This is a genomic window from Flavobacterium sp. (assembly GCF_046317795.1).
GTDB lineage: Bacteria > Bacteroidota > Bacteroidia > Flavobacteriales > Flavobacteriaceae > Flavobacterium.
The window spans coordinates 1-9323 of sequence record NZ_JBKCVI010000163.1; the positions used below are offsets into that span (position 1 = coordinate 1).

At 33.0% G+C, this 9323-nt stretch carries 6 protein-coding genes; 5 read left to right on the plus strand and 1 reads right to left on the minus strand.

Annotated elements, in window-relative coordinates:
• From ACK5ON_RS09795 to pafA, 4 genes are all read left to right on the plus strand, one after another.
• On the plus strand, nucleotides 1-1041 hold a 1041-nt coding region (locus tag ACK5ON_RS09795), incomplete at its 5' end, for a gliding motility-associated C-terminal domain-containing protein (RefSeq protein ID WP_409822038.1).
• Nucleotides 1042-1060: 19 nt separating this feature from the next.
• A complete protein-coding gene (locus ACK5ON_RS09800; RefSeq protein ID WP_409822040.1) occupies nucleotides 1061-2011 on the plus strand; it encodes a type IX secretion system membrane protein PorP/SprF in 951 nt (316 codons plus the stop codon).
• Nucleotides 1986-3902 carry an OmpA family protein gene (locus ACK5ON_RS09805; RefSeq protein ID WP_409822042.1) on the plus strand — a complete coding sequence of 639 codons (1917 nt, stop codon included), beginning with the start codon at nucleotides 1986-1988 and terminating at the stop codon, nucleotides 3900-3902. Before ACK5ON_RS09800 ends, ACK5ON_RS09805 begins: the two co-directional genes overlap by 26 nt.
• Nucleotides 3903-4200: 298 nt before the next feature.
• Entirely contained in the window at nucleotides 4201-5814 is a 1614-nt protein-coding gene (pafA, locus tag ACK5ON_RS09810; RefSeq protein WP_409822044.1) for an alkaline phosphatase PafA, read from the plus strand.
• Nucleotides 5815-5938: 124 nt separating this feature from the next.
• Here pafA and ACK5ON_RS09815 read toward each other — a convergent pair whose 3' ends face one another.
• Nucleotides 5939-8128, minus strand: a complete 2190-nt coding sequence (locus tag ACK5ON_RS09815) for an ATP-binding protein (RefSeq protein ID WP_409822046.1) — start codon at nucleotides 8126-8128, stop codon at nucleotides 5939-5941.
• A gap of 520 nt (nucleotides 8129-8648) precedes the next feature.
• On the opposite strand from ACK5ON_RS09815, the gene ACK5ON_RS09820 reads away from it, so the two are divergent.
• Nucleotides 8649-9323: hypothetical protein (locus ACK5ON_RS09820; protein ID WP_409822048.1), on the plus strand; the 675-nt coding region annotated here is incomplete at its 3' end.

A 9323-nucleotide genomic window follows, 5' to 3' on the forward strand; every position in this document is an offset into this window, starting at 1 on the left:
GCAACACCTACTACAGGAAATTCAGGAGATGTTACCATAACAGCAGGTGTTGGTCAGTTTTCAATACCTTCTTCAGTGTTTACACTTGCAGGAAATTATACGTTAACAGTTAATGGAATTATAGCAGTAACAGGATGTACCAATACAACTGAAAACGCAACCGTTACTTTCACAATTAATCCAATTCCAAGTACATTAGGAGCCACAGTGTCAGCTCAGGATACTTGTCCTAATTCTGATAGTAATGTTACCATAGTCGGAATTAGTAATTTACCCGATGGAACTTATTCATTAACATACCAGTTATCAGGAGCAAATTCGGGAACCGCAACAATACCAGTAACGTTTACAAACGGCGGAACAACATTTACTATTCCTGGCGTTAGTATAGTAAATAATGGACAATCAACAATTCAAATCACTGCGCTAACTTCTCCAAGCAATACTTGTGGAATAACCGGAGCAACTTCACTTACAGGTAATTTCAATGTCGTATCAGACCCAGCGCCGGTGTTGAATGATAGAGGAGAACTTTTCTGCGGAACCAATATTCCTGCACCAACCATTGCCGACTTATCAGCAAATATTGTTGGAACACCTAATGTTATTTGGTATAATGCTTTGACAGGAGGAACTGCATACAGTCCGTCTGAGGTATTAATAAATGGAACAACATATTATGGAGCTGTACTCTCCGCAAATGGTTGTGAAAGCCAACGTCTTCCGGTTACTGTTGATTTAACAATTTGTGATGTTATCATTCCAGATGGATTTTCTCCTAACAATGATGGAATTAATGACACATTCGAGATTCCAAACTTGGCATTATTATACCCAAATTTCAAATTAGAAATTTATAACCGTTATGGAAGTTTAATGTTTACTGGAAATAAAAACAAACCAAATTGGGACGGAACCGCTACCGATAGTGGAGTTGCTTTAGGTAATAATTTGTTGCCTACAGGTGTTTATTTCTATATACTGTATTTCAATGATGGAACAAGAAAAGACATTCAAGGTAGAGTTTATCTAAATAGATAAAGCAGAAATGAGTACATTTATGATACGTAAAATAAAATATTTTTTAGCAACACTTCTTGTATTCTGCTCCTTCTTGTTGCATTCACAACAAGATCCGCAGTTCACACATTATATGTACAATATGAGTGTTATTAATCCAGCATATGCTACTGAAACTCCAGATATAATTAACATGGGAGGTATGTACAGAGCACAATGGGTTGGGATAACAGGAGCACCAACTACTCAATCCTTTTTTGTACACAAACCCATATCTAAAAAAGTGGAAATGGGTATTTCATTTGTACATGATGAAATTGGAGATGTGGTCAATGAAAATAACATTTTTGTTGATTTTGCCTATGTTTTACAACTTTCAGCAGAGACTCGATTATCATTTGGAGTAAAAGGAGGTGTTACCCTTTTTGATACAAATTTTAATGGATTTCAATATACTGATCCCTTACCCGATCCGGCATTTCAAAATAATGTAAGTCAAGTTTTTCCAAATATTGGAGCTGGAACTTATTTGTTCGGTTCAAATTACTATGTTGGTTTCTCTGCCCCAAATTTATTAACTACAAAACACCTCGAAAACACCAACGGAATTACTACAACAGGTGTAGAAGCAGTCCACTTTTTCTTGACAAGTGGTTATGTTTTTACCTTTAATGGAAATGATAATTTTAAAGTAAAACCTGCTTTTATGGCCAAAGGAGTTTCTGGAGCACCCGTAGCTTTAGATTTGACAACAAATGTATTAATCAACAATAAATTTGAAGCAGGTATAGGATATAGGTTAGGAGACTCAGTAAGTGGACTTGCTTGTTTATATGTAACGCCATCATTAAGGATAGGGTATGCCTATGATTACACTCTCACCAACCTGAGAAATTTTAATACGGGTTCGCATGAGTTGTTTATTTTGTTCAACTTAGACTTAAATCGACTTTCAAAAAAAGGGTATGATAAATCACCACGATTCTTTTAAAATGGAAATGATGAAAAAAATGCTATACATACTTTTTATTTTTTGTAGTATCACTACTCTTTTTGCTCAGAAAAAGATAACGATAAAAAAAGCTAATAGTTTGTTCGCAAAGAAATCCTATGTCAAAGCTGCTGTTGGTTATGAGCAATTGGGTCAATCGAAAGAAGTTTTACAAAATCTAGGTGATTGCTATTATTTCAACTTTCTAATGACTAATGCGGTTCGTGCCTACGGACAATTGTTTTTTACCTACAAAGACAGTATTGATAAAGAAGTTTTTTTTAGATATGCAAGCGCATTGAAAGGAATTAAAGACTTTGATAAAGGAGATGCCATCATGTCTGAATATGTTGGTTTTGAGCAGAACACTCCAAAATTCATGAAAAATGTTACCCGAAATTTTCCAGACAGTTTCAAATTAGAAATGATGTCCAAGAATAAAACTAATGGTGATTTTGGTATTTCTTTCTTTGGTGATAAAGTAGTATTTGCATCAGTTAGAAACGCAGAAAGTAAATCCTATGGATGGAATGAAAGACCTTATCTCGACTTGTTTTCTGCTTCTGTGGATAGTAAAGGGCAATTAGTAAAAGTGGAACCTTTCCCTGAAATCATCAATACCAAAAATCACGAAAGTTCAGCCACCTTCAGTGCCGATGGTAAAACGATGTATTTCAATAGAACAGGTGATAAACAAGTGAAAATAGGAGAGGAAAGAATAGCTACAGTTAAGATATTTAAAGCTGAATTTAAAGAAGGCAAATGGACAAATATTACCATGGTTCCTTTTTCTAGCGATGAATATTCTGTTGAACATCCTTTTTTAACCAAAGATGGAAAGAAACTTTATTTTGCCAGCGATATGAAAGGGACAATTGGTTCTATGGATATTTTTGTCGTCGATGTTTTAGAGGACGGAACCTACAGTCAACCCAGAAATTTAGGCGAAACTATAAACACCATTCACCGTGAACAATTTCCTTTTGTTACAGAAAACGGAACACTTTATTTTGCTTCTGACGGACACCAAGGGAATGGAAATTTAGATATTTTCATGTCTTTAAAATTAAGCGAAACCGAATATGACAAACCTTTGAATTTGGGTTCCAGTATCAACAGCGAAATGGACGATTTTAACTTCATTTTGGATGAAGCCAACGATAAAGGATATTTTGCTTCCAACAGAACGGGTGATGACAACTTATACACTTTTATTAGAGAAGATAACAAAGTACAATACTTAGTAGAAGGGGAAGTAAGAGATATGAAATCGTTAGAACTTTTACCTGGTGCCACAGTAAAACTATTTGACGATAAAGGAAATCTACTAGAGGAAATTTTAGTGGGTAAGGATGGTGATTTTACATTCAATACCGAGCCCGACAAGAAATACAAAATAATGGCTTTCAAAGATTTTTACATACCAGCTGAAGCCGAGTTTGACACCAGCCAAAAAGGGAAAGTATATCTTGACTTGCAAATGAAAGTAGAATCGTATTATGATGCTGAAGATATTATCAATAAGAAAGAGGATGGTACTGTACTAATTGAGTTAGAAAATATTTATTTCGATTTGGATAAATGGAATATCAAACCACAAGCGGAGCAAGTATTAAATGTATTGGTTGGGCTTTTGAAAAAATACCCATATATGGAAATTCAAATTGGCTCTCACACCGATACCCGTGCTTCTGAAATGTATAATTTGAGATTGTCCAATAAAAGAGCTGCTTCTGCCCTAGAATATTTAGTACAAAATGGAATTCCTAGAAAGCGATTAACCTCTGTTGGTTATGGCGAAACAAAACCATTGATAATTTGTCCTAATAATGATTGTACCGAGGAAGAGCATGCCACAAACCGAAGATGTACGTTTATGATTTTGAAATAGTTTTTTTTTGAATGTTGTTAGATAATTGTTTTTTTTTTCAAATGCATACAGTAGTTGGTATGCATTTGTTTTTTATGCTAACATTTCATTTTGAAATAGTATTTTTGTTTCAATAACTATCAGGTACTATTAAAAAAAATAAGACCACATAGAACATAGAAAAGAAGAATTGAAAAGACCATACATGGTTCACATTATAGTAAAGTGAAACGCCTTGATTCTATTTCATAAAAACTATTTTTCTATGTGTTTAAAAAATAAAAAACAACAATCAACCAATTGCCTAAAATAATTTGTCATGAAAAAGTCTCTTCCTTTATTTTTCTTATTCTTTACTTTATCTTTAGTAGCCCAGCAACGCCCAAAACTGGTTGTCGGCATTGTAGTAGACCAAATGAAAATGGAATACCTATACCGTTTTCAAAATGATTTTTCTGAAAACGGATTCAAGCGTTTAATGAATGATGGCTATACGTTTCACAACATGCACTATAATTTCATGCCTACTTATACCGCACCTGGACACGCTTCCATTTACACTGGAACAACACCAGCCATGCATGGCATTGTGAGTAACGAATGGTTTAGCCGAACCGCGGGAAAAGAAGTGTATTGTACCGATGATGCCACTGTAAAAACCATAGGCGATGGCAAAAAAGACGAAGGCGAAATGTCACCCAAAAATTTACAAACCACCACCATTACCGACGAATTGCGATTGTCAACCAATTTCAAAGGAAAAGTTATCGGTATTAGTATCAAAGACAGAGGCGCTATACTTCCGGCAGGACATTTTGCCAATTGGGCATTTTGGTATAGCAAAACAGGCAGTTTTATTTCGAGTACGTTTTATGGTGAAGCATTACCAACTTGGGTAACTGAATTTAATGCCCAAAAAAGCTACATGAAATACATCAACCAAGGTTGGAATTTATTAAAACCTATAGCTACTTATGATGAAAGTATGCCCGATGACAATCCCTATGAAGGAAAGTTATACAAAGTAGATAAACCCGTTTTCCCCTATGACTTAAAAGCCATGTATGATAAAAACGATGCGGGAGTTATACGAGTAACCCCTTTTGGAAATGATTATGTAAACGATTTTGCCAAACTAGCCATCGAAAAAGAACAACTAGGAAAAGACGATATTACCGACTTTTTAGCGATAAGTTTTTCTTCTCCTGATTATGTTGGCCACATCCTTGGTCCACGTTCGATGGAGCTACAAGACACCTATTTGCGTTTGGATAATACCATTGCTGATTTTCTAAACTATTTGGATAAAACTGTGGGCAAAGGAAACTATTTGGTGTTCCTAACTGCCGATCATGCCGGAGCTGAAAATGCCAAACATTTAAAAGATAATAAATATGAAGTGACTAATATTGAACCCAAAGAAATTAGAGCTGCCTTAAAGAAATTCTCTAACGAGACGTTTGGCGAAGATTTGGTACTCAATTATAGTAGTTTCAACTTGTATTTCAACAAAGAAATTATCAAGACAAAAGGGTTGGAGTTAGTCAAAGTAAAACAGTCCTTCAAAGACTTTTTAATGACGCAAAACTATGTAAAAAGAGTCTATACCGAAGAAGAAATTCTAACCAATTCAGGCAGCGATTACTATTTAAATTTTATTGCCAAAGGATATGACGTTACCCAAAATGGCGATTTGGTTATTCTAGACAAACCCGGTTTTATTGAATATGGCGCAACTGGAACATCTCACGGGACTACCTATAGTTATGATACCCATGTGCCGCTTATTTTTTATGGTTGGAATATCAAAAAAGGGGAAACCCACGACAAAAAAGTAATCACTCAAATAGCACCAACACTGGCACAAAAACTAAAAATCACCATGCCTAATGCTACGGAAAGCGAAGTGCTTTTGGAAGTGTTGGATAAGTAAAACATACTGATGCCTGGGGTTTCTGAAGACTCCTTTACTTTTTTATGGCTTAAAAGGCGGGAGACTATGTGCAACTCGGGAAAATTTGAGTTTAATTAGTACAACAAAATGCTTGGCAATAATATTATAGAGAACATAATGCAACTTTTAATTTTTCAATCTCCAAGGGTTTCATCAAAAAATCAGTAAAGTAAAAATTAAATTGTTCGTTTTCTTTTGCGGCAATATCAGCCGTAAGACCAAATATTGGTGTTTCTTGGTTCATATTAGGTAATGTCCTAATGTTTTTGGCAGCTTGGTATCCGTCAAGAACAGGCATGTGAATGTCCATTAGGATATAATCATATTTAATATTTTGAGATTTATTGGTAGCTTCAAGACCGTCTTTGGCATGATCCGTAACAATACCCCATCTTGATAAAAGCTTTAGAGCAATCATTGCATTGATAGCATTGTCCTCTACAAGCAGCACTTTTAAGCCATTAATATTATTTTCAAAATTAACTTGTTTATTTTCTTCAGTATTTTTAGATTTCTTCAATTTCAATTCAAAGAAAAATAGTGATCCACTTTCAAGTTTACTTTGAATATTAATTGTGCTTCCATGAAGTTCAATGAGTTTTTTGGTAATAGACAAACCCAAACCAGTTCCGTCTTTTTTTCGGGTAGTGCCTGTTCTGACCTGTGAAAAACTTTCAAAAACTTTATCTATATTCTCTTTTTCAATTCCTATGCCGGTATCTGATATTTTGAATAACAGGGTGTCATAGTTATACGATTGATTTACAACCTTTACTTCTAACTTTATCGAACCGACATCAGTAAATTTGAGCGAATTGTTGACTAAGTTGCCTAAAATTTGAGACATTTTTGTTTCATCATAGTAATAGTAATCGTGAAGCTCGTTGTCAATTTTTAATTTGAATTTAATTCCTTTTTCCTTTGCTTGAAAATTGTTGGCGTTCCAAAAATTTTCTAAAAGTGATTTCAAATTAGATAATTTCAAATCCAAACTCATTTTGCCTAAATCGAGCTTGGTATAATCTAAAATGTTATTGACAATTTGCATCAAATGATTAGAAGAAAATTTTAATGAATCCAATAATATGCTATCTTCTGGTTTGGTATTTTCGTTTAAGAGAGTAGTTATAGTGGTAATAGCATTTAAAGGTGTACGTATTTCATGACTCATGGTTGACAAAAATTCTTGTCTAATTCTAGCAGCTTCTTCTGCTTTATTACTTTTGGCTAGTATGATGGCTTTTTCTTGTTGAAATTGTGCTTCTTTCTGCATAGCCCTCATCTTCACTAAGAAGTCATAGTTTTCTATGGTCTTAATATTCTGAGCATTCAGGACACTTTCTTTTTCTTTAACATAATATTCAAGGTATTCTAGGGTTTTATCTATATTATTTTCAGTTTTATAGATGGTATAAAATAAGTGAAGCAATTTGATTTTAATCATCGAAATGTTGAATGTATTAGTAATATCTAATCCATCTCTAGCATTTTTTTTGCTCATTTCAATGTCGTTAATCTCAAAATATAGTTTAGCCAATTTGGTATAAGCCATTACCAATCCTAGTTTCTCTCCCATTTCTGAATGAATGGCTATGGCTTCATTAAAATCGGCTATGGCTTCGGTATATTTTTTTTGGGCAAAATACACCTTTCCTCTGCCATATATGGCAAAACCAAGACCTCTTACATCTTTAGTCTTTTGTTTGATTTCAATAGATTTTAAGATATAGTTTGTGGCTTCTTGAATTTTATTTTTTTTGATGTAAATGCCCGATAAATTATTGTAAGCATTTGATTCAAGATTTAATTCTTTTACCTTTTTGGCTGCTTTCACAGCATTTTTTAACGATTGAATAGCTTTTTGAACATCACCAGTAAAGTCATAAACAGTAGCTAATGACTTTTCACATTTCGAAATATTGTGATAGTCGTTAAGATTTTTATATACAATGAGTGCGTCTATAAGATATACCACACCCATTTGAAAGTTATTCGTTTTATAATAAAACCCAGCAATATTGTATTTGGCGTCGGCTATTCCTTTTTCGTCTCCCAGCTTTTCAAATAGCTTAATGCTTTTTAGAGACAAATTATAGGCAATTTCATTCTTGCCTGTAATCATGTAGTACAGCGATAGCTGTGTTAACGAACGAGCTTTTAAATCATCAATCTTATTTTCATTACATAAACCAAGCGCTTTATTGGTCAAATTAATACTTTCATTAAGGTTATTAATCCTTATTGCATAGGATTTTTCCAAGAGAAGATTAATTTCGTTTCTGATTTCTTTCATAAAATTATGACCAAATTGTTTTGCAAGTAACTATAAATATCGACATTATTACCCAACCCTTTTTTCCATTTAACCCAAAAATAATAAAAAAATAATATTTTAGTTCATTTTAATGAATATAATACAAAAGTATTCGTGCTGAATCGGAGAGAGTTTCCTAGTTGCATTAATTAAAAATAAGTTTTTCTTACAACTATTTTGGTATATTTGTTTGAAATGATTTGACGTATTTCACAGTTAGAGGTTGGCGTTTATACTATAATAACACATTACAAAAATTGAAACATAATTTTAAGACAGTATAATGAAGAAATTAAGTAGGGTAGTATTTGATTTGGCAGTTTAAACCCTTAAAACCAAATGTTTGAAAAGTGTCTAAACGATAGGTATAACTAATTATTGATAAAAAAATTCTTGAAACATATTATCTTTGTTACAATTGAAAAACCTACGAAATTCACGTATGATAAAGAAAATAATACTTAATAAATTAATATCAAATAACGCTAAAAAAGTAAGTATGATAATTGGTTGTATTATATTTTTATTTCAAATCTATTGGTTTTTTAATGAGTATAATGCAAAGAAATTTCAGATTCTTACAGAAGTTGAAGCCGCCTTTAATGCTTCCATCATGTCGGAAAACATGAAAATACTCAGTTCGCAACTTGGTAATTTTTCGTTAGGTACTAATTATTCATCCACTCTACCTGAAACAGGATTAAATGCAAAGTCACCAAAATTTGAAATACAAATTCAAGTCGATACCATTCCAACTAATTCTACTTTTAAAGGCCAAACCATTCAAACAATGAATGTATCTGACACTACTTTTTATAATGGTTTGGAAAAAGAATTGAAGCGTAATCTAAAAAAAAATGGCATTGATATAAAATTTAAAATTTTTACCGAGTCACAAAAAAATAACTTTGATAAAAGAATTTATTCAGATACCATTTCCCCAAAATATTCCTGGTTTAAAACGAATAAGAAAATAGGTCTTTTACTAAGTGGCGTTACATGGCAAACGCTATTGAAAATGAAATATTCTATCATACTAATAATTATCTTTTTGCTACTAGTTTTAACAACAATTGCGTTTCTAAGTGCGGCAATTAATAAAAACAAAACAATTCTTGAACTTAAGAAGAATTTTACAAATAGCATGACTCATGAATTAAAAACACCATTATCT

What these genes read in the sequence shown, in the direction of transcription:
- ACK5ON_RS09805 (WP_409822042.1), top strand. Translation starts at nt 1,986, where the DNA reads ATGATAAATCACCACGATTCTTTTAAAATGGAAATGATGAAAAAAATG.
- pafA (WP_409822044.1), top strand. Translation starts at nt 4,201, where the DNA reads ATGAAAAAGTCTCTTCCTTTATTTTTCTTATTCTTTACTTTATCTTTA.
- ACK5ON_RS09815 (WP_409822046.1), bottom strand. Translation starts at nt 8,128, where the DNA reads ATGAAAGAAATCAGAAACGAAATTAATCTTCTCTTGGAAAAATCCTAT.
- ACK5ON_RS09800 (WP_409822040.1), top strand. Translation starts at nt 1,061, where the DNA reads ATGATACGTAAAATAAAATATTTTTTAGCAACACTTCTTGTATTCTGC.